The sequence below is a fragment of the Jannaschia sp. M317 genome (assembly GCF_025141175.1).
GTDB lineage: Bacteria > Pseudomonadota > Alphaproteobacteria > Rhodobacterales > Rhodobacteraceae > Jannaschia.
On the sequence record NZ_CP081156.1, the window covers coordinates 37,582 to 60,425 of the forward strand.

At 65.4% G+C, this 22,844-nt stretch carries 18 protein-coding genes; 6 read left to right on the forward strand and 12 right to left on the reverse strand.

Translation table 11 applies throughout. From position 1 onward, the window contains the following. Positions 1-16: 16 nt before the first annotated feature. The 3 genes from K3551_RS18230 to K3551_RS18240 form a co-directional block, all read right to left on the reverse strand. Complete coding sequence (locus K3551_RS18230; protein ID WP_259919869.1) at positions 17-2,629, reverse strand: glycosyltransferase; 2,613 nt, start codon at positions 2,627-2,629, stop codon at positions 17-19. Between the two features lie 273 nt (positions 2,630-2,902). Continuing rightward, positions 2,903-3,886 (reverse strand): hypothetical protein, encoded by a 984-nt coding sequence (locus K3551_RS18235; RefSeq protein ID WP_259919871.1) that lies wholly within the window; start codon positions 3,884-3,886, stop codon positions 2,903-2,905. A 77-nt stretch (positions 3,887-3,963) separates the two neighbouring features. Next, positions 3,964-4,758 (reverse strand): ABC transporter permease, encoded by a 795-nt coding sequence (locus K3551_RS18240; RefSeq protein WP_259919873.1) that lies wholly within the window; start codon positions 4,756-4,758, stop codon positions 3,964-3,966. A gap of 253 nt (positions 4,759-5,011) precedes the next feature. Here K3551_RS18240 and K3551_RS18245 point away from each other — a divergent pair, with 253 nt between their 5' ends. Next, positions 5,012-6,088 carry a sugar transporter gene (locus K3551_RS18245; RefSeq protein WP_259919874.1) on the forward strand — a complete coding sequence of 359 codons (1,077 nt, stop codon included), beginning with the start codon at positions 5,012-5,014 and terminating at the stop codon, positions 6,086-6,088. Between the two features lie 7 nt (positions 6,089-6,095). Next, positions 6,096-6,773: an ABC transporter ATP-binding protein gene (locus tag K3551_RS18250; RefSeq protein WP_259919876.1), complete on the forward strand. Its 678-nt coding sequence runs from the start codon at positions 6,096-6,098 to the stop codon at positions 6,771-6,773. A gap of 6 nt (positions 6,774-6,779) precedes the next feature. Here K3551_RS18250 and K3551_RS18255 read toward each other — a convergent pair whose 3' ends face one another. Then, positions 6,780-7,406 carry a hypothetical protein gene (locus K3551_RS18255; RefSeq protein WP_259919879.1) on the reverse strand — a complete coding sequence of 209 codons (627 nt, stop codon included), beginning with the start codon at positions 7,404-7,406 and terminating at the stop codon, positions 6,780-6,782. Between the two features lie 280 nt (positions 7,407-7,686). Between K3551_RS18255 and K3551_RS18260 the strand changes: the two genes are divergently transcribed. Then, complete coding sequence (locus K3551_RS18260) at positions 7,687-10,629, forward strand: class I SAM-dependent methyltransferase (protein ID WP_259919881.1); 2,943 nt, start codon at positions 7,687-7,689, stop codon at positions 10,627-10,629. Between the two features lie 27 nt (positions 10,630-10,656). On the opposite strand, the gene K3551_RS18265 is transcribed toward K3551_RS18260, so the two are convergent. The 7 genes from K3551_RS18265 to K3551_RS18295 form a co-directional block, all read right to left on the reverse strand. After that, entirely contained in the window at positions 10,657-11,823 is a 1,167-nt protein-coding gene (locus tag K3551_RS18265) for a nucleotide sugar dehydrogenase (protein WP_259919884.1), read from the reverse strand. 126 nt (positions 11,824-11,949) lie between these two features. Beyond that, a complete protein-coding gene (gene rfbA, locus K3551_RS18270) occupies positions 11,950-12,825 on the reverse strand; it encodes a glucose-1-phosphate thymidylyltransferase RfbA (RefSeq protein WP_259919887.1) in 876 nt (291 codons plus the stop codon). A 22-nt stretch (positions 12,826-12,847) separates the two neighbouring features. Further along, a complete protein-coding gene (gene rfbD / locus K3551_RS18275; RefSeq protein WP_259919891.1) occupies positions 12,848-13,693 on the reverse strand; it encodes a dTDP-4-dehydrorhamnose reductase in 846 nt (281 codons plus the stop codon). Further along, the gene (gene rfbB / locus K3551_RS18280) at positions 13,690-14,739 is read right to left on the reverse strand and encodes a dTDP-glucose 4,6-dehydratase (protein ID WP_259919893.1); all 1,050 of its coding nucleotides are present in this window, start codon (positions 14,737-14,739) and stop codon (positions 13,690-13,692) included. Before rfbB ends, rfbD begins: the two co-directional genes overlap by 4 nt. Further along, positions 14,736-15,299 (reverse strand): dTDP-4-dehydrorhamnose 3,5-epimerase, encoded by a 564-nt coding sequence (rfbC, locus tag K3551_RS18285; protein WP_259919896.1) that lies wholly within the window; start codon positions 15,297-15,299, stop codon positions 14,736-14,738. The genes rfbB and rfbC overlap by 4 nt, the downstream gene beginning before the upstream one ends. A gap of 88 nt (positions 15,300-15,387) precedes the next feature. After that, a complete protein-coding gene (locus tag K3551_RS18290; protein WP_259919767.1) occupies positions 15,388-16,386 on the reverse strand; it encodes a DUF2793 domain-containing protein in 999 nt (332 codons plus the stop codon). Between the two features lie 299 nt (positions 16,387-16,685). Beyond that, positions 16,686-17,696, reverse strand: a complete 1,011-nt coding sequence (locus tag K3551_RS18295; protein ID WP_259919769.1) for a replication initiator protein A — start codon at positions 17,694-17,696, stop codon at positions 16,686-16,688. Between the two features lie 409 nt (positions 17,697-18,105). Here K3551_RS18295 and K3551_RS18300 point away from each other — a divergent pair, with 409 nt between their 5' ends. The 3 genes from K3551_RS18300 to K3551_RS18310 all read left to right on the forward strand — a co-directional run bounded on the left by K3551_RS18300 (position 18,106) and on the right by K3551_RS18310 (position 21,757). Further along, positions 18,106-19,563, forward strand: a complete 1,458-nt coding sequence (locus K3551_RS18300) for an AAA family ATPase (protein ID WP_259919771.1) — start codon at positions 18,106-18,108, stop codon at positions 19,561-19,563. Positions 19,564-19,600: 37 nt separating this feature from the next. Then, positions 19,601-20,599 (forward strand): ParB N-terminal domain-containing protein, encoded by a 999-nt coding sequence (locus tag K3551_RS18305; protein ID WP_259919774.1) that lies wholly within the window; start codon positions 19,601-19,603, stop codon positions 20,597-20,599. A gap of 126 nt (positions 20,600-20,725) precedes the next feature. Next, the gene (locus K3551_RS18310; RefSeq protein ID WP_259919776.1) at positions 20,726-21,757 is read left to right on the forward strand and encodes a hypothetical protein; all 1,032 of its coding nucleotides are present in this window, start codon (positions 20,726-20,728) and stop codon (positions 21,755-21,757) included. Positions 21,758-21,779: 22 nt separating this feature from the next. Here the strand turns inward: K3551_RS18310 and K3551_RS18315 are convergent, their stop codons facing one another. Continuing rightward, a complete protein-coding gene (locus K3551_RS18315) occupies positions 21,780-22,844 on the reverse strand; it encodes a hypothetical protein (RefSeq protein WP_259919778.1) in 1,065 nt (354 codons plus the stop codon).

The window sequence follows — 22,844 nt, forward strand, 5'->3', positions numbered from 1 at the left end:
GTGGCGTTTCCTTTGATCAATCCAGCAACCCACGCAGGTTGTCCTGGATGATCAGCTGAGCGCAGTTGTTGCGGACGAAATCCAGGCCCTTCTGGGCCTGGGCCCGGTAGAGTTCGGGATCCGACCAGTAGCGGCGGACCGTCTCGGCGACCTCTTCGGGCTGGCAGTAGACGGCAGCATCCAGAAAGATGTCCCGGAACGACGGCGGCAGGATGGCCACGCGGCCAAAGGCCATGGCCTCCATCACGTTGCGGCCGAATTCCTCGATGTAATCCTCGTGGACGAAGTGCAGGAAGAAATCGAGGTTCTGCACGAACTCCGGCACGGTAACGGAATCGAATTCCAGCACGTCCCAATTCGCCGGCAGATCCCCCAGCAGCTTGCGGGGCGTGTTGTCGCCGCCCAGCAGGCGGCAGACGATGCCCGCCTCATCGCCGCAATAGGCGGTCTTCAGGGTATCGCCCACGGCCGGCCACTTGGTCCAATGGTCGCGGGCATGGCGGCCGATGACGATCTCGCGGTCGGTGCCGAAGCCTTCGGGCATCGGCGGCAGGGTGTCGGGAAGGGTGCCGTGATGCGGAGGATACCAGACGTTTCCGCGAATATTGTCGAAGCCCCCGGACACCTTGAGGACCTGCTGCACCCTGGGCGAGATCGCGATCCATTCGGGATCGAGGCCGAACAGCTTCTGGCAGGTTTTCTGCACCTCGCCCGCGTCATAGTAGTGCGGCGCGTTGCTCCAGCGTTGCATCGGCGACTGGTTGACGATGATGCTCAGCTTGTCGGCCTTGATCTGCGGCACGGCATCGATCTCGTACTTCAGGATCGGCGGATGATGGATCAGGATCGCCCCGGCGGTGATCTCGTCCTCGGGAACCAGGATGTCGACATTGTCCTGATAGGCCAGTTCCAGATATTCCGGGGCCACATCGGCCAGACGCAGATCAAAGCGCGGCCAGTGGAACAGCCCGACCCGCAGGCCCAGGGCCGTCGCCGCGGCGATGTAGCCCTCGTTGCAGCGGCGGGTGCCACCCAGCAGGGCCATGTCGCTGATCAGGACGATGTCGTAGTGGGTGTTGCGTTCCCAATTCTTGGGGCCCAGCCCCTGGGGGATCGGGAAGGGCGACTTGAAGCTGGTGCGTGCCAGCGACAGGTCCATCGCCTCCTGGTCGGCCTGCTTGTGGTCGCGCCAGTATTTCGCCTGGCGACCGTATTCGCGACGGATGCCAAAGGTCAGGCTGTTGAGGTTGGTGCCCTTTTGCTGCGTCAGCGAGTTCTCGTGCACGAGGAACAGCGACAGCGGCACGTTGGTCATGACGTCCAGAATGGCCCCGTCGCCCCACTTCATGCGGGCGCGCTGAATGAATTCGTCGTCGGCATTGGCCGAGATCAGGTCCCATTCCTTGAGCTGGTCGATATCCACCCGGCGCATCAGCAGGGATGGATAGCTGCGGTGGACGAATTCCAGGTTGTTGCGCTGCGGGCGCAGAATGAAGGTCAGGTCCGGATAGACCCGCGCCATGGCCGAACAGGTGCCCTTGACCTCCGGGTTCTCCAGCAGGGCCTTCATCTGGATCTCGATCATCTCGGGATGCGACCAGTCATCGCTGTCGTGGACGGTGATGAATTCGCCGGTGGCCAGGCCCAGGGCGCGGTTGCGCGTGGGATAGGCGCCCATGTTGACGTCGTTGCGGTGGATCTTCAGCCGGTCGTCCTGCTTGGCCAGTTCCTGCAGTTTTTCCCAGCTGCCGTCCGGGCTGCGATCCTCGACCGCGATGATTTCCAGGTTCTGCCAGGTCTGCGCCAGCAGCGACTTGACGGCGACCTCGATGAAATCCTCGGCCCCGTAGACCGGCATCAGTACCGACACCTTGGGCCCGTCGACGGGCTTGGAGGCGGGGATATCAAAGTCCCAGTTGCCGAACACGGCGCCCTTGTCGGGGTCGGCCAGGCGCATCGGCGCGATACCCGCATCCTCGAACAATTCGTTGAACGCGGCAAAGCGGGTCTGCGCATCCGCGCCCTCGGCGGCCAGCAGGTTGTTGCGCGCACAGACGAAATGCCCGTTCATGCCCTTGCCCAGCACGAAATCGATCATCTCGCGGGCCTTGTCGAAATCCTCGGCCCGGATCAGCGTATCGACGAGCATCAGCTTGCAGCGCACACTGCGGAACAGCTTGATGTCGAACTTGCTGATCATCCGCAGGTATTTGACCGCTTCGTCCCATTCCTCCGACAGCGCGTGCCAGCGTCCCAGCAGAAAAGCGGCCTCGGCTTTCTCGGTCTTCTTGTACTTGCCGGAATGAATGGCCTTCTTGAGCAGGTCGACCGACAGGCCCGAGAAACCGCCCCAAAGCTTCGCCTTGAGATCCGACATCGCGAGGGTCGGGAAATCCCGCGGCTCGCCGCCATAGGTTTCGGTGAAATGCACAACCGGGTTTTCGTCGTCGGTCAGGCCATGACGGTCGGCATAAGTCCGCGCATCGAAGAACGGACTGGGGTCCCGGCGCAGGAATCCGCCGTAACGCATGTAGTGGCGCAGCGGATCCATCTCCAGGATCTGCACGTCGCGATAGGTCTCGGCGTACCAGTCCGAAGCGAAAATCGGGGTTCTTTCAAGAATCTTCATCTTAAGCAGGCTTTCGAAATACGGGACCGTCAGCTCGGAGGAGCGCGGCCCTTCTGACATATGGACGCACAACAATCCGCATATACCGACACATGCGATCAGGGGCGGATGTCACTGCTCTGTTCACTCTATCCGCCACACCAAAAATTGAACGGCAACGCAGGATGCCCCCCCTCGTGCAAGACGGTGCGACCTGGTAGTCTCAATGCCGCGAACCTATCTTGCCTCAGAAGGCCGTGCAACTGCAGCAATGTCGCGCGCGGACAGATCGGCTCAGCCCCCCATGTAGCCAGAGACGAGATGCCGCCCGGCTTCCAACCAGAAGTCGGCGGACACCTCGCCTCGGGCCAGCGCGACGCCGGACCCGGCCGCCCGTGTCAGCGCGAAATCAGGCTGCAGCGGCGCGCGGCGCGCCTCCAGCACGAGATTGCCTGCATCGAAATGATCGTTCAGCCGGGCCAGTTCCTCGCGCGAAAAGACGCTTGTGCGGATCTTGGGACCATATTTTGCCTGGACCACTTCGGTCATCTTGGTGACCAGCCAGGACGGGGCCGGGCGCGGCTCGCTCAGCAGGTTCGCCCCCCAGGAGGCGAGCGGCAGGGGCGAGATGTTCGACGCGGGCACCTCGTGCAGGTTTATGTCCGCCAGACCGGCGGCCGACAACATCGCCTGCGGCAACCCGCCGGGCGCATGGCAGGCCGTATCGAAATCGAACAGGGTAATATCTTCGGGATCGAACACTGTCTCCAGCCTGTCGAGCAGCCCCAGGTAATCGATCCACAATCCCTGGCACAGCCCGGTCTCCATCGCCGCCCCGACCAGGGCCTGCGGGCGCGGCGGTGACTGGTGCTTGGACAGCTCCAGATAAAGCGACTGCAGAAACCGCCATTGCGTCCGCAAGGTGCAGAAGACCCGGACCCGATCGAACCCCGACAGCGCATCGCGAAGTGCGCCCAGGTGATCCAGCGCCTCATTGCGGGAAAACTCCTCGCTGCTGAGAAACAGCGTCGTATCGGGGCCGCGCCCGGCATGGGCCGCCGCCAGGCTGCGCAATGTCTCCAGCGGATCGGACGGCAACCGATAAATCTCGGGCATGCCGGTCCAGCCCTCGACCAGGCCATGGTGGCCGGTATGGGTCGACAGGCGCGGATAGATCAGCCCGTGCTCTTCGAGCCGGGCGGAATTGCTCCAGAACAGATCCTGAAGCGAGGTCGTCGCCGTCTTGTGGGTGCCGATATGAAGGATGGCCTGCGCCACGGGATGCTCATTTCTTGTGCGAAAGTGACGGGTTCCTAGTGGCATGCCCGACAAAATGCCAGAGCCAAGCCGCGATCTCAGGCCCCATCTTCGAGAATCTCGTTGTAGTAACGGTTCAGGGCCAGCATGCCGAGCGCCCCCAAAACCAGCGATACCGTATAGACATAGATCTCGGAGACGAAGAGCGCGTCATAGGTGTCGAACATGCCGTTGCGGGTCTGCATGATCGCCTGGGCGATCGGATTGAGAAGCAAGGCCGAGCGCAGCTTCTCGGGCAGCGGGTCGATCAGAAAGAAGATCCCCGAGACGATGAACAGCGGCCGGTTGAGCACGGCCCAGATCGTCTGCCAGATCGGATAGACGCTGACCGGATAGCAATTGGCCAGCCCGACGCCCAATCCGAACACCGCCGCCATCAGCAGGCCGCGCAGGACCAGCAGATAGTCGATATAAAGCTGCAGATCGAAGATCAGCATGATCATCGAGAAGATGATGATCGTCACCAGGACCTGGGTGATCACGGTCAGCAGCAGCCGGGCGATGATGGCATCCACATAGGTCACGCCGGGATAGGCCAGCAACGGCTTGGAATAGCGGATCGAGGCCGAAACGTTGCCCACAACCGCCCCATAGAGCGCGAAAGGCAGGAAACCGGTGGCGAAGAAGATCGGAAAATTGCTGCCGATCGGAGGGGTCCGGGTGATCGCCGAGAACACCAGCGTCAGCAGGGCGACCCCCCCGATGGGTTCCGCGAAGCTCCACAGATATCCCCCCGGCGAGCGACCGTAGGTCGTGCTCATCTCGCGCAGCATCAGGGCCCCGATCGTACGGATGAAGCGGAAGCGTACCTTGCTCGGAAGCGATTCTGACATGGAACTCTCTTTCGTCCGATCCTTGAGCGGGCTTGCCGGATTTCGCGTGACCGGACAACGGCCCAGGACGAAAGCAGTTGCAAATACGATGTGAAAATCAGAAATCTCTGCTCAAAGCGCAAGCAATTTTGCAAAGGCAAACCCCATTTCACAGCCCGCCTCCCCCCCAGCCAAGCCTGCCACCCCAAAGCCTGCGGGCCGCGCAAAGGCCAAGGCGCGTCATTACGGCATCCTGCTGAGTTTTCTGCTATTCGTGCTGCTGCCGCTCGCGGGGGCTGTCTACTATCTCTACCAGGTGGCAGAGGATCAATATGCCACCGTCTTCGGATTCGCCGTCCGCTCCGAAGAGACATCGCAGGCCAATTCGTTGCTCGACGGGCTGACCGCGCTTGGCGGCGGGACCAGTTCGTCGGATACCGACATTCTCTATGAGTTCATCCGCAGCCGGGCGATGGTCGAGGCCGTCGAGGCCGAACTGGCGGTCTCGGAGATGTTCGCCAAACCCGATTTCGACCCGGTCTTCGCCTATGGCGGCCAGGTCGAGATCGAACATCTGATCGACTACTGGCAGCGCATGGTCCACGTCAGCTATGCCAATGGCTCCGGCCTGATCGAGGTTCGGGTGACCGCCTTCACCGCAGAAGACAGCCTTGCCATCGCCGAAGCGATCGAGCGCAAGGCGACCGAGATGATCAACAACCTGTCGGCCGTCGCGCGCGAGGATTCGACACGCTATGCGCGCGAGGATCTCGAACAGGGGCTGCAACGGCTCAAGGTCGCCCGCGAGGCTCTGACCCGGTTCCGTTCCGAGGCGCGGATCGTCGATCCGAGCGCGGACATCAGCGGTCAGATCGGCCTTCTCAACTCGCTCGAGGCGCAGCAGGCCGAGGCGATCATCGAATTGAACCTGCTGTTGCAGAACGGGCGCGGCGACGATCCTCGGGTCGAACAGGCGCAGCTGCGCATCGACATCATCGAAACCCTGATCGAGGCCGAACGGCAGAAATTCGGCTTCGGCAGCGGCGGCGGCCCCGAAACCGAGACCGGTGAGGGGCGCAACTTCTCGACCCTGGTGGGCGAGTTCGAGCGCCTGATGGTCGATCTGGAATATGCCCAGACCTCCTATCTGGCCGCGCAGACCACGTTGGACGGGGCCCTGGCGCGGGCTCAACGACAAAGCCGTTATCTCGCCACGTACAGCGATCCGTCCCTGGCCCAGGCGGCGCTTTATCCCAAGCGGTCCAGCCTGTCGGCGTTGGTCGGTCTGGTGCTTCTGCTGAGCTGGCTGATCGGTCTGCTGGTCTATTACAGCCTGCGCGACCGCAAGTGAGCCCGCGATGATCGAGCTGCGGAACCTGCACAAGGCCTTCCATCTCAACGGTGTCACCAAGGTCGTCGCGCGCGACATCTCATTCACCTTCCCCAAGGGGGAATGCGTGGCGTTGATGGGCGGCAACGGGGCGGGCAAGTCGACCATGCTCAAGATGCTGGCGGGCACCGTGCGCCCCGACAGCGGCGAAATCGTCCGCCACGGCAGCGTGTCCTGGCCCGTCGGGTTCGCCGGCAGCTTTCACGGCGATCTGACCGGGGCGCAGAACGTCAAGTTCGTGGCCCGGATCTATGGCGTCGATTCCGACGAGATGGTCAAGTTTGCCAAGGATTTTTCGCGGTTGGGCGGTCACATGAACCTGCCGGTGCGGACCTATTCCTCGGGGATGAAATCGCGGCTGGCTTTCGCGATGTCGATGGCGATCAAATTCGACACCTATCTCATCGACGAGATCACCGCCGTGGGCGACGCCGCCTTCCAGGCCAAAAGCGAGGCGATGCTGCGCGCCCGCCTGACCGAAAGCAGTGCGGTTTTCGTGTCGCACTCGCTGCAGCAGATGGAGCGGCTGTGCAATTCGGGCATCGTTTTGCAGAACGGGCGGGTCTTCTACTATGCGCGGGTCCAGAAGGCGATCGAGCACTACGAACACATCATGCGCGGTGTGATGCCGCCCTGGATGGCCTGATCCGGATCAGCCCCGCTTGGGATTGAAGGGGATCTCGTAGTTGGGCGTCCGGCGGGAATAGGTGGTCTCGGCGAACAGGCTGACCAGCAGGTTCGAATGTTCGGGGGTCACCAAGCCCGGTTCCACCTCGAACCGGGCCATGCGACCGACCAGTTCCACCGGCTTCAGGATCTGTTCGATCACGTGATATTTGATCCGTTCGGCATAATCGTCGAACAGCACCGTGATCGGGGCCTGGGCGCGCAGGCAGACGGCCGCGAAACAGGCCGGACGGAAACGCCCGTCGATCAGAACCAGATCGGGGTGACGAAAGAAGGCCTCGTCCCAGATCGCCATCGGATAGCGGTGAAACAAATGCCATTGCCGGGTGTCCACCGGCCGGCCCCACTTGCCCGTCGGGCCGATGTAGACCGGATAGAGCGTCACCGGAGACAAGGTCGCCTCGGCGTCGAGCGCGCGCTGGATATCCAGGGCCCAGCTTCGGTCGTTCTCGACGGTAAAGATACGCTTATCCGGCAGTCGCGCCGCCAGCAGGGTCGATCCCCCGGAGCCGTATTCCAGGATGACCTCTGCCGCGGTGTAATGACGTTCGACGAAGGCGGCCTCTTCGGGTGGAAAGGTCAGGTCGACCATGGGAATCCCCGCTGTTGCATAGTCGGCTGACGGTCGGGAGACGCCCCCCGGGCGATTGGAACCACAAGAACGTTGGAAACGACAGGCGGAAATCGAAAAATCCGGTCGTTTCAGCGAGGAACCCCGCACGGGTGCCCTACCGAACCGAACCTTGCCCATGTTAGTGTCGCTCTATTGAGAACACGCGCTTGGCGCGCTCGACGAAAATTTTATCGGTTCCGCATATGCCCACAGCTCCGGGTATGGGGCGGGCACGGCCAGGGCGAAGGAAAAAGACGGCATGTCGCCAGACCAAACAGAAGATCAATCGCATCTGCCGAAGCCACAAGATCCCGATCTCTCGACCCCTTTGTCCAACAAGGCCCTGTTCTGGCCCGCGCGCTACCTGGCCCCGGACCCGGTGCTGCACCACGTGCCGTTGCTGTTCTGGCTGTTCGACGTGATGCGTCCCAGCAGTTTCCTGACCCTGGGCAACCCCAGCGGTGTCGTGCATTTCGCGGCCTGTCAGGCGGCCGATCGGCTGGATTGTGACACCCAGTGCGAAGCGTTCTGCCCCTGGCCCGACAACACGGTGCCCGAGACGTTGACGCAATACGCAGAGACCCACTTCGAGGATCTGTCGCGTCTGCAGGCGCATTCGCTCAAGCGGGCCCCCCGGCGGATTGCCAACCGGTCGGTCGACATCCTGTTCATCGATATCGCCGTCACCCCCGATCTGGGCGAGGCGCTGCGCAAGAAATGGCTGCCCAAGCTGTCGGACCGCGGGGTCGTGATTCTGCACGGCCTGGAGACGCAGCTGGCAGAAGACGCCGGCGAAGACCTGCTCGATCACGTTCGTGACCTGGGCCCCGGTTTTGAACTAATGGCGGGATCCGGGCTGCATCTGGTGGGCGTGGGCAACCAGATTCCCGACCGGCTTCGGCTGCTGCTGGATCAACCCACCGGGGGCCAGGGCCGCCGCGATGCGCAGCGGGTGCTCAAACGCCTGGGCCGGTTGCATCACCTGGAGGCGGAGCGCGCCGAGGGCGCGCGCCTCCGCACCGCCCTGAAGGAAGCCGAAACCCAGCTGCGCGATCGCACCCAGGCACATGATACCCTGGCCGAAAAGCACAAGGACCTGATTGCGCGATACGATGTGCGCAACACCATGCTGGCCACCACCCAGAGCAAACTGTTCGACGTGGAACGCGCCACCCGCGCCGAGGCCGCGCAGATCCCCGATCTCGAACGCGATCTCGACGAGGCCCGAAAGGCCTGGACTGCCGCAAACCAGGAGCTGGAGGCGCTGCGGGACGCGCGCGCGACCCTCGGCAAGGACCACACCGCCCTGAAGACAGCGCATGAGGAGCTCAAGGGCACGCTCGACGCGTTGCAGCAGACAAAGGCGGATCTCGCCAAGAAGGTGGCCGCCCTCGAGAAGGCCGAGCAGGACCGGCGCAAGGCGTTGACGGAGCAGGAAACGGACCTTGCCGCCCTGCGGTCCGCACAGACCGAGACGAGCAGCCACCTGTTGGAGGCCCAGGGCCTTCTGGCCACCCGTGAGACGGAAATCGCAACCCTGCGAAGCGAGGCCGAAGCCGACCGGACAACGCTGCAGGACCGTCTGAAGGAACAGGCCGAGGCGCTTGCCCGCACCAAGGAAAAGGCCGAACAACACCTGGCCGGGCTGGAGAACCGCAAGAGCGAAGTCGTCACTCTGAAGGATCAGATCGGCAAACTGACCGAAATGAACGAGGCCGCAACCCAACGTATCGCCGCGCTGGAGGCCGATCTGGCCAAACGGCAGGAGGCCGGCGACACCCAGGCCCAGGACCGCGCCGCCGAGCTGGAGGCCCGCAACACCGATCTGGCCCGCCTGACCGAACAGCTCAAGGCCGAGACCACCGCCCGCGAAGCCGCCGAGGCCCAGGCCCAGGACCGCGCCACCGAGCTGGAGGCCCGCAACACCGATCTGGCCCACCTGACCGAACGGTTCGAGATCGAGACCACCGCCCGCGAAGCCGCCGAGGCCCAGGCCCAGGACCGCGCCACCGAGTTGGAAGCCCGCAACACCGATCTGGCCCGCCTGACCGAACGGTTCGAGATCGAGACCACCGCCCGCGAAGCCGCCGAGGCCCAGGTCCAGGACCGCGCCGCCGAGTTGGAAGCCCGCAACACCGATCTGGCCCGCCTGACCGAACGGTTCGAGACCGAGACCACCGCCAGAGAGACCGCCGAGGCCCAGGTCCAGGACCGCGCCGCCGAGTTGGAAGCCCGCAACACCGATCTGGCCCGCCTGACCGAACGGTTCGAGACCGAGACCACCGCCAGAGAGACCGCCGAGGCCCAGGTCCAGGACCGCGCCGCCGAGTTGGAAGCCCGCAACACCGATCTGGCCCGCCTGACCCGACGGCTGGAGACCGAGACCACCGCCAGAGAGACCGCCGAGACTGGTCTGGCCGCGCGGTTCGAGGAAATCGCGCGTCTCATTCAACGGCTGGAGCAGACCGCCAAGACAGAAGCCGCGACCCTCCGGGAAGTGGAAGCCCGCGACGGCGACATCGCACGTCTGTCCAAACGGCTGGCAGAGGCGCAGGAAGAGCAGACCAGACGCGAAGACGCCCATGCCAAGAGCTTCGCCGCCGCGGATGTCCGCCGGATAGAGCTGTCACAGGCGCTCGAAGAGGCCGACCGCAAGCGGAAGACCCTGGAAAAACGACTGGAATCGCAGGATCGCCAGGCGGCGGACGACAAGGCCTCCCATGCGGCCAAGATCGCCGCGCTGCGCGATGCGACGGCCCGGCAGCTGCACGAATTGGACACTCGCTTCACCGCGACCCAGGATACGCGTTTCATGGAAATCGCTCAGATGACCCGCTGGCTGGAAGCGACCCGCCAAGAGTTGGAGCGCAGCCGCAGCGATCACGAGACCGCCCGGCAATCGGCAGACCGTCTTTCGAAGTTGGTCACGGAATTCCGGGAGATGCAGACCACCCTGTCGGGCGGCATTCGCCAGCGTCAGGGGCAACTCGACGCACAATCCGCACAACTCGACGCACAATCGGCACACCTTGATGCGCTGTCCTCACAACTGGCGGAACGCGAGGACACCATCGCCGGGCTGACGCGGGACAACGGCACATTGGCCAATCAGATCGACGCGATGCTCAACAGCAATTCCTGGCGCATCACCGAACCGGTCCGCAAACTGGTGTCGAGCGCGCGCCGTCGCGGCGGGTCCTGAGACCCCGCCGCAACGGCCCCGCCGGGATCAGTTGTTGCCGAACAGATCGCGGGTAAAGATCTTTTCGACCACGTCGGCGATCTCGTCGGTCTGGCGGTTGGCGACGATGATGTCGCAATCGCGCTTGAACTTGGCCAGGTCGCGCTCATTGCGGGACCCGAAAAAGCTCTCGTCGGCCAGGGCCGGCTCATAGACCACGACCTCGATGCCCTTGGCCTTGATCCGCTTCATCACGCCCTGCACCGAACTGTCGCGGAAGTTGTCGCTGTCGGCCTTCATCACCAGGCGGTAGATGCCCACGGTCTTGGGTTTTTGCGCGATGATCCGGTCGGCCAGGAAATCCTTGCGGGTCTGGTTGGCGTCGACGATGGCGCGGATCATGTTCTGCGGCACTTCGCGGTAATTCGCCAACAGCTGCTTGCTGTCCTTGGGCAGGCAGTAGCCACCATAGCCGAAGGACGGGTTGTTGTAATGGGTCCCGACCCGCGGATCGAGGCCCACGCCCTCGATGATCTGGCGGCTGTCGAGCCCGTGCATCAGCGCATAGCTGTCGAGTTCGTTGAAATAGGCCACCCGCATGGCGAGGTAGGTATTCGCGAACAGCTTGATCGCCTCGGCCTCGTCGCTGTCGGTCAAAAGAACCGGCACGTCTTCCTTGATGGCTGCCGTCTTCAGCAGGTCGGCAAAGACCCGTGCCCGTTCGGACCGTTCGCCCACGACGATCCGGCTGGGATGCAGGTTGTCATGGAGCGCCTGACCCTCGCGCAGGAACTCGGGCGAGAACATGATCTGCGTGTTGCCCGTCCGCTCGATCAGGGCCCGGGTATAGCCCACGGGGATGGTCGACTTGATGACCATGACCGCGTCCGGGTTGATCCGCGTGACCTGCTCGATCACGGCCTCGATCGAGGTCGTGTTGAAGGCGTTGGTTTCGGGATCATAATTGGTCGGCGTGGCGATGACCACGAATTCGGCGTCGGCATAGGCCTCGACCGGATCCATCGTGGCCGTCAGCGACAGCTCGTCGCCCGCCAGGAACCGTTCGCAGGCGTCGTCCACGATCGGAGAGATGCCGTTGGACACCATCTTGATCTTTTCGGGGACGACATCGACTGCGGTGACGTCGTGCTGGCGGGCAAGCAGAATGGCGTTGGAAAGGCCGACATATCCCAGTCCGGCAACAGCAATCTTCATTTTATGGCTCTCTTCCTGGGCGGCCTTGGATCAAAATATTCCCCGCCTGTACTGTCAAACGAGGGTGGAATGAACCCCGCCGACCCGGTCCGGCGATATGACGCCGCCCAGCCGCCGGGGTCTGGATCATTCGCCTTCGAGCGCGCTCAGATAGCGGCCGTAATCGTTCTTGCGGAACGTCTCGGCCCGCGTCCGCAGTCCGGCCTTGTCGATCCACCCCTTGTTGTAGGCGATCTCGTCGGGGGACCCGGTCTGCAGGCCCTGGCGTTTTTCCAGGGTGCGCACGAAGTTGCCCGCATCCAGCAGGCTGCCGTGGGTGCCGGTGTCGAGCCAGGCATAGCCCCGCCCCATGCGTTCCACCGACAAGAGCCCCTCGCCCAGATACATCTCCAGCAGGGTCGTGATTTCCAGCTCGCCGCGGGGGCTTGGCTGGACCTCGCGGGCGCGGCGGGGCGCGTCGCCGTCCAGAAAATACAATCCCGTCACCGCGAAATTCGATGGCGGCACCTCGGGCTTTTCGATGATCTCGCTGGCGCGGCCCTCGGCGTCGAAGGCCACCACGCCATACCGTTCGGGATCGGCCACGCGGTAGCCGAAGACGGTGCCGCCCGACTGCTTGGCATCGGCGCGGGCCAGCATTTCGGGCAGGCCGTGACCAAAGAAGATGTTGTCGCCCAGCACCAGCGCCGAAGGCGCGCCGTCCAGGAAATCCTCGGCCAGGATATAGGCCTGGGCCAGACCGTCGGGGCTGGGCTGTTCGATATAGGTGAAAGCCATGCCCCACTGCGATCCGTCGCCCAGGGTGCGCTTGAACTGATCGGCGTCCTGGGGCGTGGTGATGATCGCCACCTCGCGGATGCCGCCCAGCATCAGCACGCTGATCGGGTAGTAGATCATCGGCTTGTCGTAGACCGGCAGCAGCTGTTTCGACACGCCGATGGTGATCGGATAGAGCCGCGTGCCGGAGCCGCCGGCCAGGATGATGCCCTTGCGATTGGTCATGGGAAATATCTCCGAAGGAAAGTCAGGGGCCCAGCTGGGCCAACACGGCGTCGAGGCCAGCGCGCCAGTCGGGCGCCTCGATGCCAAAATCGCGCCGAAGCGTGGCGCCGTCCATCCGCGAGTTCAGCGGCCGCGCGGCGGGGGTGGGATAGTCGGAACTGGGAATGCCGGTAACGGTCACGGCCCGGCCCGCGCGCCGGAACGTTTCGCGCGCGAAACCGGCCCAGCTGACGGCGGGGGCGCCGCCGTAATGATAGGTACCGCCCCCCTGCCCCGCCTGCATCCGCGCGGCCATGGTCAGCAGGGTCGCGGCGATATCGGCGGCGGGCGTGGGCCCCCCCACCTGATCGTCGACCACGTTCAGGGCGTCGCGGGTTTCCGACAGGCGCAGCATGGTCTTCACGAAGTTGGCTCCGTGGGCCGAGAACACCCAGGAAGTGCGCAGGATCGCGGCGCGCCCTCCGGCGGCGCGCACGCCCTCCTCGCCCGCCAGCTTGGTGCGGCCATAGGCCCCCAGGGGGGCGGGCCGGTCATCCACCTGCCAGGGGGCCGTGCCCGAGCCGTCGAAGACGTAGTCGGTGGACACATGCAGGAAGGGCACGTCCAGGTCGGCACAGGCGCGGGCCATGGCGGCGGGGGCCGCGCCGTTGACCGCCAGGGCCGTGGCCTCATCCTCCTCGGCGCGGTCGACGGCCGTGTAGGCAGCGGCGTTGATAACGGCGGTGGGCCTGTGCGCGGCCACGGCGGCGGCGCAGGCGGCGGGGTCGGTCAGGTCGGCCTCGGCCCGCGACAGAAAGGTCGCCTCGGGGGCCTGACGGCGCAACTCGGTGGCGACCTGGCCGTTATGTCCGAAGACGAGCAGGCTCATGCCTTCGTGCCGAGCCGTTCGCCCACCCCGTCGCGCGCCTGTAGCGCCTGCCACCAGTCGCTGTTGTCCAGATACCAGTCCACGGTCCGCTCCAGCCCCTCTTCGACGGTGACCGAGGGTTTCCACCCCAGTTCCGCCTGAATGCGGGTGGCGTCGATGGCATAGCGCGCATCGTGGCCGGGCCGATCGGTCACATAGGTGATCTGATCGGCATAGCTACCCTCGTTCTTGGGCCGTTTCTGGTCGAGAATGGCGCAAAGCGCCTGCACCAGTTCCAGGTTGGTCCGCTCGTTGTCGCCGCCGATGTTGTAGCTGCGGCCCAGCTCGCCCTGCGTCAGCGCGATCAACAGCGCGACGGCGTGATCCTCGACGTAAAGCCAGTCGCGCACGTTGGACCCGTCGCCGTAGATCGGCAGATCCTTGCCGGCCAGCGCGTTCAGGATGATCACCGGCACCAGCTTTTCGGGGAAGTGGAACGGCCCGTAGTTGTTGGAGCAATTGGTCAGCACCACCGGCAACCCGTAGGTTTCGGACCAAGCGCGGACCAGGTGGTCCGACGACGCCTTGGATGCAGAATAGGGCGAGCGCGGATCGTAGGGCGTGTCCTCGGTGAATTTCACCGACTTGTCGGCGGGCAGGCTCCCGAAGACCTCATCGGTGGAGATATGGTGGAAGCGGAAGCTGTCGGGCTTGCCCTGCGCGGTCCAGTAGGCGCGCGCGGCTTCCAGCATGTTGTAGGTGCCGGTGATGTTGGTCTCGATGAAATCGCCCGGCCCGTCGATGGACCGGTCGACATGGCTCTCGGCGGCCAGGTGCATGACGGCATCGGGCTTGTGCGCGGCAAACACCGCGTCCAGCGCGGCGCGGTCGCGGATGTCGGCCTGCACAAAGGCATAGTCCGGGCTGTCTGCTACGCTGGCCACGTTGTCGAGGCAGGCCGCATAGGTCAGCGCGTCCAGGTTCACGACCTGGTGGCCTTGGGCAATGGCGTGGCGGACGACCGCCGAGCCGATGAAGCCGGCCCCGCCGGTGATGAGGATCTTCATGTCTTTTGTCCTTCCCAGGTGAAGGGGCTGTCGAACTCGGCAAGGGCGGGGGCCGCAGCGTCCTTGGAGGACAGCAGCGGATCACCCACGATCCCCCAGTCGACACCGCAGCTGTCCCAGCGAACGGCCCCGTCGCAATCGGGCGCATAGACGTCCGAGCATTTGTAGATGATTTCGGTGTCCGGCTCACGGGTGACGAAGCCGTGCAGGAACCCGGCCGGGATGAACAACTGTCGACCGTTCTCGAACGACAGCTCGTAGCCGGTCCATTGCCCATAGGTCGGTGAGCCGCGGCGGATGTCGACGGCCACGTCGAACAGGCACCCGCGTCCACAGCGCACCAGCTTGGCCTGGGCATGGGGCGGTGCCTGGAAATGCAGACCACGCACCGTGCCCACGCGCCCCGACAGGGAATGGTTGTCTTGGACGAAGTCGATGTCGATGCCCTGGGCGGCCAGCTTTGGCCGGCTCCAGCTTTCCGAAAAGAAGCCCCGATCATCACCGAAACGGGGCGGCTCGATCAGTTTCACGCCCGGCAGGGCGGTGTCGGTAATCTTCATGTCGTCGTCAAAACCCCGGATTCTCGAATGGCAAGAGGCCTATCTCGGTCGCTCCGGAATGTCAGGTCCCAATCGGCACCCGCAACGATCAGCGCCAGCGGCCGATGGCATGTATATGGACCAGGACGTCCGCCGTCCCAGCCGCAGTGCCCAGCCGGTAGGATTGCAGATTGTCGATCCCCGTGGTCGTGACCCCGTCGGCGGTGGCCAGAACCACGCGCGCGGCCCCCAGCCCTTCATTGCAAACCACCGAAAGGGTCAGGACAGGGGCGCTCAGGAAGGCCACCGGAAACACCACCTGATTGAACGGCGAACGAAAGGCGTTGTCGACCGACCCGTTGCCGAAGTCCCGGGACGACCCCATGTTCCGCGTCGCCAGGAACTCCAGCCGCCCATCGGGATAACGCAGCGACCGGCCATCGGCGGTGACGGTCTCGATCGGGGCTGCGGTGCCGGACGGGAACGCGGTCTCGCCGCTGGCCGCATCGATCGTGATCGCCGTCTGCCAGCTGGCCCCGTCGGCGCTGACCTTGATGGCGAAATCGTCGTCGCCCGCACAGCCCATCTCGGCGCGGCCCGACCAATTGGTCTGGAACAGCAGGGAATTGGTGTCCGCGGCGGCGGCCTTGTTGATCTTGACCTGATGGCCCGCGCCATCGTGGGTCAGCAGCGTCGCATCAGAGGCCACGGCCAGGCGGTTGGTGGTGTCGGCGGTGGTGTTGATGCCCAGAGTATCGGGCTGGGCCGTGGTCTCGGCGGTCCAACCGCTGCCGTCAAAGACCAGCTGCGCGGCTTCGGCCTGGACATGGATGCGCCAGCCCGGGGTCGGCTGGTAGTAGATCCAGCCATTGCCCGCGAAGCTGGCGATCTGGTTGTCACGGCCGGTCCAAACGTCACTGGCGCCGGGGGCGACCAGATGGGTGTCGCCCTCGGCGGGGGCTACGGGCGGGGTGGTGCGGTCGCGGTCGGCGGCCACCGGCTGCACCAGCGCATCCAGCGCCTGTACCGCCTCGTTGTGGGTGACATGCTTCTGGGCCTGGGCGGCCTGAATCAGCGGCAGGGACAGACGGGGTGTGTTTTGCGACATGGGAGGGCCTCCAGGGTTCGAGGCTGGACCCTCCGCAGGAGCAGTTAAGGCGCCGTTAACCGCCATGGGGCAGCGGGCGGTGGGGGCTTTCGACGCAGTCGAGACGACGCGCAAAGGGCCGCGCCCGGACCGCCGGGGCGGTGCCGCCCGGTGGGTCGGCCGCGACCCTCGGAGGCCGGGCATCCAGATGCTCGGATTCAGGCGCGCCCGCCCCGGGGGGGCGGTTCGGTCGCGGCCCGGTCTGCGACCGGGCAAAGTCCTGTCGGGCCGATCCGGCCCGCGACCGGGCGACGCGCCCCTCAGGCCCGCCCCAGCCCGCGTTTCTTCAGCCAGCCCAGGAACGCGCCATCCGCGGACCGCAGCCGCCTGCGGCCCGTCGTGGCCCAGACCTCGCGCCATTCCGCCTCCAGGGCGTAGACGTCCCAGCCGGGGGCCAGGGCGCGCGCTGCCTCCAGCGCCTCGGCGGACAGGACCGGGGCCGCCGCCGGGGCCTCGACCAGGTGATCGCGGGGCGTGACGCGCAGCACGTCGCCCGCCTCCACCTCCAGGTGGTAATCCGGCAGCCCGTCGGCCTGGGCCATGTCGCGCAGCATCTTGCGGAAGACGCGACGGGGGGAGGCCGAGCCGGATTTCTTGTGCAGCACCTCGACCGAGATCCGCCAGGCCGGTTGCCGGCCGCAATGCTTGCGCGCCAACTCGTAGATCCGCCGCTCCAGCGGTTTGCGCAATCGGAAGTAATCGCGGCTGAGCGTCAGGACCGATTTCGACAGCACCGCGCGATAGAGCCACTCCGACAGGGTCACCGCGACCGAAACCATCCGCCCGCCCCCCCTTTGACCTGCGGGCGTTTTGCGCACGATCTCCCAGCTCTCGATCAGGCCGAAGCCGGTGGTGGTCTCGATCTCGCCGGTGACGATGTTGGTGGTGATCCGCGTGCCGGCCAGCCGCTCGAACGCCTCGCGCAGGCGGCGGTAGCCGTCGCCCGAACTCTCGCGCCCGCAGGCCGCCAGCAGGTCGGCGGCCCGCAGGTGCAGACGCCGCCCGGTGGCGCGGCCTGCATTCACCGCCGCCATCAGCTGGCTCACGCAATAGATCAGGATGTCCTTGTCATGGATCGTGGCCAGCCCCCTGACCGAGGGCGTCACCGTGATCTCTGCCCCGTTGTGGGCATAGGACAGGATGCGCAGGTCAGGGCGCGTCGACAGGCTGAAGACGGGATGCTCCATCGTCGCCATGTCGCCCTTGGGGATTGCATCGAGCACGTCGCAGAGAAAGAATCCCTGCGGGCCCGTCGCCGCCAGTTCGGTCATTGCCTGTCTCGCTCACTGCTCGCCCACGCGCCGGATTATGCGGATCGGGTTGGTCCCGATTCCCCCGGCTTCGTGGTTTCAATGACACCGACGCTAAAGATATCCACAGGCTGCGTCCACGATTTCCTGACCGCCGGGTGTGGTTTCGGAATCGGGCTTGCGTGGTTTCAGAGTCGCGCGATCGTGGTATCAGAGTCAGGCAGGATTTCGCGCCTCGGCCCCAACCCCCTGTGCAACAAGGCGCAAATCGCACTTTGGCGCAGGCCGAAAGACCGCGTAACACATATCTAACACGAAATAACACGGGTAGGCCGCAGGCCGATCCCGGGGCGGGAAACGAAAAAGCTGGCATGTGCCGCCTTTTCGGATACCTTGGCGAAAACACGATACATCAGAGATCGAGCAGAGAATGAGCAAGGCAGCCTCCGCTGGCGCGACATCGCCGGCCTATTTCGGAATCGACCCCGATGCGGCCCTGGCCGATCTGGGCACCCCCACCGACACCAGCGGCTTTGCCGCCATCGCGCGGGCCTGTGCGGCAGGCCGCGCCGATCTGGCCAGCCGGGGTCTGGGCGAAGAGGGCCGCAAGGTCCTGCGCCCGTTTTCCACCTGGGAAATCACCCGCTACCTGATCCCCGTGGCCCAGGCCCATTTCCGCCGGGTGCTGCGCAACCATCCCGATCTGCCCCAGGGCACCTCCGAGACGGAGGGCGGCGCCAAGTGGTTCACCCTGGACGAGGTGCTGCGCCTGCGCGCACATTTCGCCGCCGAGGGATCGAAGACCAAAACCTACCTGCCCTATCGCCCCCAGGGCCTGCCGGCCAAGGTCGTGGCCGTGGCCAACTTCAAGGGCGGCGTGGGCAAGACCTCGACCGCGGCGCATCTGGCCATGTCCGCGGCGCTGGATGGATACCGGGTGCTGGTGATCGACCTGGACAGCCAGGGGTCGATGACCTCGATCTTCGGCGGCCGGGTGGCCGACGAATGGCAGACGATCTTTCCGCTGATGGCGCGCCACTACGGCCAGCATCTGCGCGCCGCCAACCAGGGTCGCATCGACCGGGGCGAGGCGCCCCTGCCCCTGGATGAGACGGTGGATGCCGCGATGGACGTGGACCCGGCCAGCCTGGTGCAGAAAACCCACTGGCCCAACATCGACCTGATCGGCGCCCAGCTGAACCTTTACTGGGCCGAATTCCAGATCCCGGTCTGGCGGCTGCAATCGCGCGGCTGGAAGCTGTGGGACGCGCTGCCTGACGCGCTGGATCAGGCGGGGCTTCTGGATCAATACGACATCGTGCTGCTCGATACGCCGCCTGCCCTGGGCTATCTGACGATCAACGGTCTGTCGGCGGCGGATATCCTGCTGGTGCCCATGGGCGCCTCGTTTCTGGAGTTCGACAGCACGGGCCGGTTCTTCGACATGCTGCACGCCACCTTCGCCAGCATCGAAGAGGGCGAGAACCTGGCCGCCCGCGCCCTTGGCCGCGAGGGGCTGGCGTTCGAATGGGATGCGGTGCGCACCGTGCTGACCCGCTACGACAGCGCACAGCAGGGCGAGATGGCGGCCCTGATGCAAAGCTACCTCGGCCCCACCCTGTCGCCCCACAGGCAGGATTTCACCGCCCTGATCGGTCAGGCCGGGGAACAGGTGAACGGCATCTACGAGGCCGATTACCGCGATTTCAACCGAGAGACATATGCCCGCGGGCGCGAAACCTTCGATGAGACCTATGCCGCCTTCAAACGGCTGCTGATCGGGACCTGGCGTCGCGACGATCTGGCGCGCCGGGAAGGGCACGACGAGTTGGCGCGCCAGCAAGGGCACGATGCAGAGGCCGCGCAACGCTCGGCTGCTCAGGGCTAGACCCCTCGGGGCACGACGAACCACGAAAGGGCCCGACATGGCCAAGCGCAAACGACTGACCCCCCTGCAACAGCCCGCCGAGACCAAGGACGCGGGCCTGCCCCCTGCCCCGCCTACGGGTCTGGCCCAGGGCCTGAGCCGCGCGCCGGTGGCCCAGGTCGCGGGCGATGCGGCCCAGGCCTCGGCGGCCGAAGAGATGGCCGCCCACATGGCCGAGGCGCGGGCGCAGGGCCTGTTGCTGGTGACGCTGCCGCTGGGCCGCATCGACCTGACCCATCTGCACCGCGATCGCATCCTGCCCGCCGACCTGACAGCGGACGAGGATATGGCCGCGCTGATCACCTCGATCCGGGCGCGCGGACAGCAGGTACCGGTGGACGTGGTGCGCCTGACGGGCGACCCGCGCGAACGCTACGGGTTGATTTCGGGGATGCGGCGGATGACGGCGCTGCGCCATCTGTTCGACGAAACCGGCGACGACCGCTTTGGCCGGGTCACCGCCCGCGTCGTCACCCCCGAAAACGCGCCTGACGCCTATCTGACCATGGTCGAGGAAAACGAGATCCGGGCCGACATCTCCTACTGGGAGCGGGCGCGGATTGCGCTCAAGGCGGTGGAGGCCGGGGCCTACCCTGACCGGCAGGCGGCGCTGCGTGGTTTGTACGGCAATGTTTCGCGCGCGAAACGCTCCAAGATCGGCTCGTTCATCGGCCTGGTCGCGGCGCTGGACGGGCATCTGCGCTATCCGACGGCCCTGCCCGAGCGGCGCGGCCTGGCCCTGGCCAAGGCGCTGGACGATCAAGATGTGATCACAAAAATCCGTGAACAGCTCGCCGCCTCCCCGCCCAACAGCGCCGAGGCGGAACAGGCGCTGTTGGACCGCGCGCTCAAGACCCCGGCCCCTGCCCGGCCGGCCCCTGCCCCGGTCGACGTCGCGCGTGACGGGGATCGTCTGATCCTGTCGGGGCCCGGACTGGATGGGGATTTTCAACGCGACCTGACCGCCTGGCTGCGCAAACGTGCCTCGTCGAAATAGGCTCTAACCTGCGGGTTAGAGCCTGTCCCTTGGTCTTGGCCTGGGTGTTTCGCACGCGAAACATTCCCCCACCCCGCCGCCGCGCTATCCTTTGACCCCTCCCCTTCTTGCGAAAGACCGCATTCCATGTCGACCCGGTTCACCTGCCTCGCCCTTGCTGTCCTTTTGCCCATGACCGCTGCCGCGCAGGACCTGCCCGGCCTCGCCTTCGGGGTGGAAACCCCCGATGGTCAGCGGCAACTGCGGCTGGGCGATGCCGCCCTGGGGGCCGACAGTTTCCTGGCACAGACGCCGGTGGCCTGGATGCAGCGGCAGGCCGACGTGGTGGTTCTGGCGCAGACGCCCGCCAACGACATCGCAGGCACCTTTGCCGCGCTCTATGGTCCCGCCGAGCCGGTGAACGGCCCCGACAGCCGCAAGCTGGCGCTGTCGGTCAATGCCACCAATCGCAACCCTGACGCCGTCTCTTCGGTGCATGCCATCTACGCCGAGGCGGTGCGCGATCCGGGGGGCGCAGGCACCACCGGCGACGCCATCGCGCTGGAGCTTCAGGCCGTCAACCGCGGCGCCTGGAACCCGGTCGAGGCGATCAATCCCTATCAGAACATCCGCGCGCGCAGTTATGGCCTGCTGCTGGGCAGTGGCGGCGATGTCTACGGCCCCGTCACCCCCGCCGACAGCGCGGTGACCATCGCCGCCAATCCGGCGCTATGGAACCAAGGCATCGTGGTGCGGGCCGACGCGCTCAATCAGGTGACCTCGCCCCTGACCGGTCAGGCGGCGGGCCGGGCGCTGGACCTGGGTGCCAATCAGCAGATCACCTGGTGGCACAACGACGGTGGCGCCACCCAGGGCGCGGCGCTGGCGGGGCGCGCGGGCGGCGATCTGGACGCGGTGGCCGCGCGCGACCTGACCCTGAGGGCAGGGCAGGGGGTCCGACAGCAGGCAGGCAATTTCCGCAGCGAGCTGACGCCCGCCGGGCTGGCCGTGATCCTGACGCTGGACGCGGGCGACCGTCAGGTTCTGGGCGTGACCGAAGAGACGCTGATCTTCGACCTCGACAGCCTGCCACGCGCGCCCGATGCGGTGCCCCTGGGGGGGCTGTGGCTGGCCGAACAGGACGACGGATCAGGCGTGCTGCGGGTGCGTCTGCGCTAGGGGCGGCCGGTCGGGTCCGGCTTCAATCCAGACTGCGGATCATCATCGCCGTCTGCCGCCGTCCGATCCGCACCCAGAGCGATTGGGGGATCATGTTTCGAAACAGATTGAGCGGCGTGATATCCGCCGCCGTCAGGTCAAAGCCGGGCTGAACCGACGCGCGCCGGTCCCGAAGCCTTTGGTTCGCCGGCGCGAAATGCGCCGCCACGGCCTGAAACTCTTCGCGCGTGAACAGGCAGGACCGGGTCGATGCCTCGAATTCCAGATCCATGGCCTCTTCGATCAGCGTCAAAAGCCACTTCGGGGCGACTGTGGGCTCTGCCAGAACATTGGCCGCCCAGGCGGTGATCGGACGGGGCGACACGTTGGAGGCACCGCCGTTCACGGGGGTCAGGTCCTCGGCGGTCAGGTCAACCCCCAGATGGGCCAGGATCGCGCCCAGGACCCCACCGGGGGCCTTGCGCTGTGTGGCGAAGTCGAACAGCCGGATTTCCTCGGGGGCGAAGACGTCTTCCAGACGATCCAGCAGCAGGTTGTAATCGACCCACAGACCTTCGAGCATATGCGTCTTGAGCGCCGCCTCCAGCAGGGCAGGGGGGCGCGGCGGGCTGCGGTGCTTGCTGACTTCGAGGTAGATCGACTGAATGAATTCCCACTGCGGGCGCAGCGCGCAAATCACCTCGATCTCGTCGAAGTCGCCCAGGCAGGCGCGCAGGGCGGCGAAATCCGTGGCACCCTTGGGGTCGCCACGGGAAAACTCCTCGCTGGACAGAAACAGCGTCACCGGTTGGTGGGCGTAGGTGTCGTTGAGCGCCCTCAGCGCAGCCTCGCTGCCGTCCTCCAGTTTGTAGATCGGCGGCAGGTTGGCCCAGTCATAGGCCAGCCCGTGATGTCCGGTCACCCGACCCAGGCGTGGATAGATCACCCCATGCTTGGCCAGCAGGTCGCTGTTTTCCCAAAACGTGTCCTGAATCGTGGTGGTCGCCGTCTTGTGGGTGCCAATGTGCAGCACGACCTTGGAGCGGCCAACCTTTTCAGGGGTCGGTGTTTCGGCCCCGGATGCGGGGGCCACAGGGGTGTCCGTCAT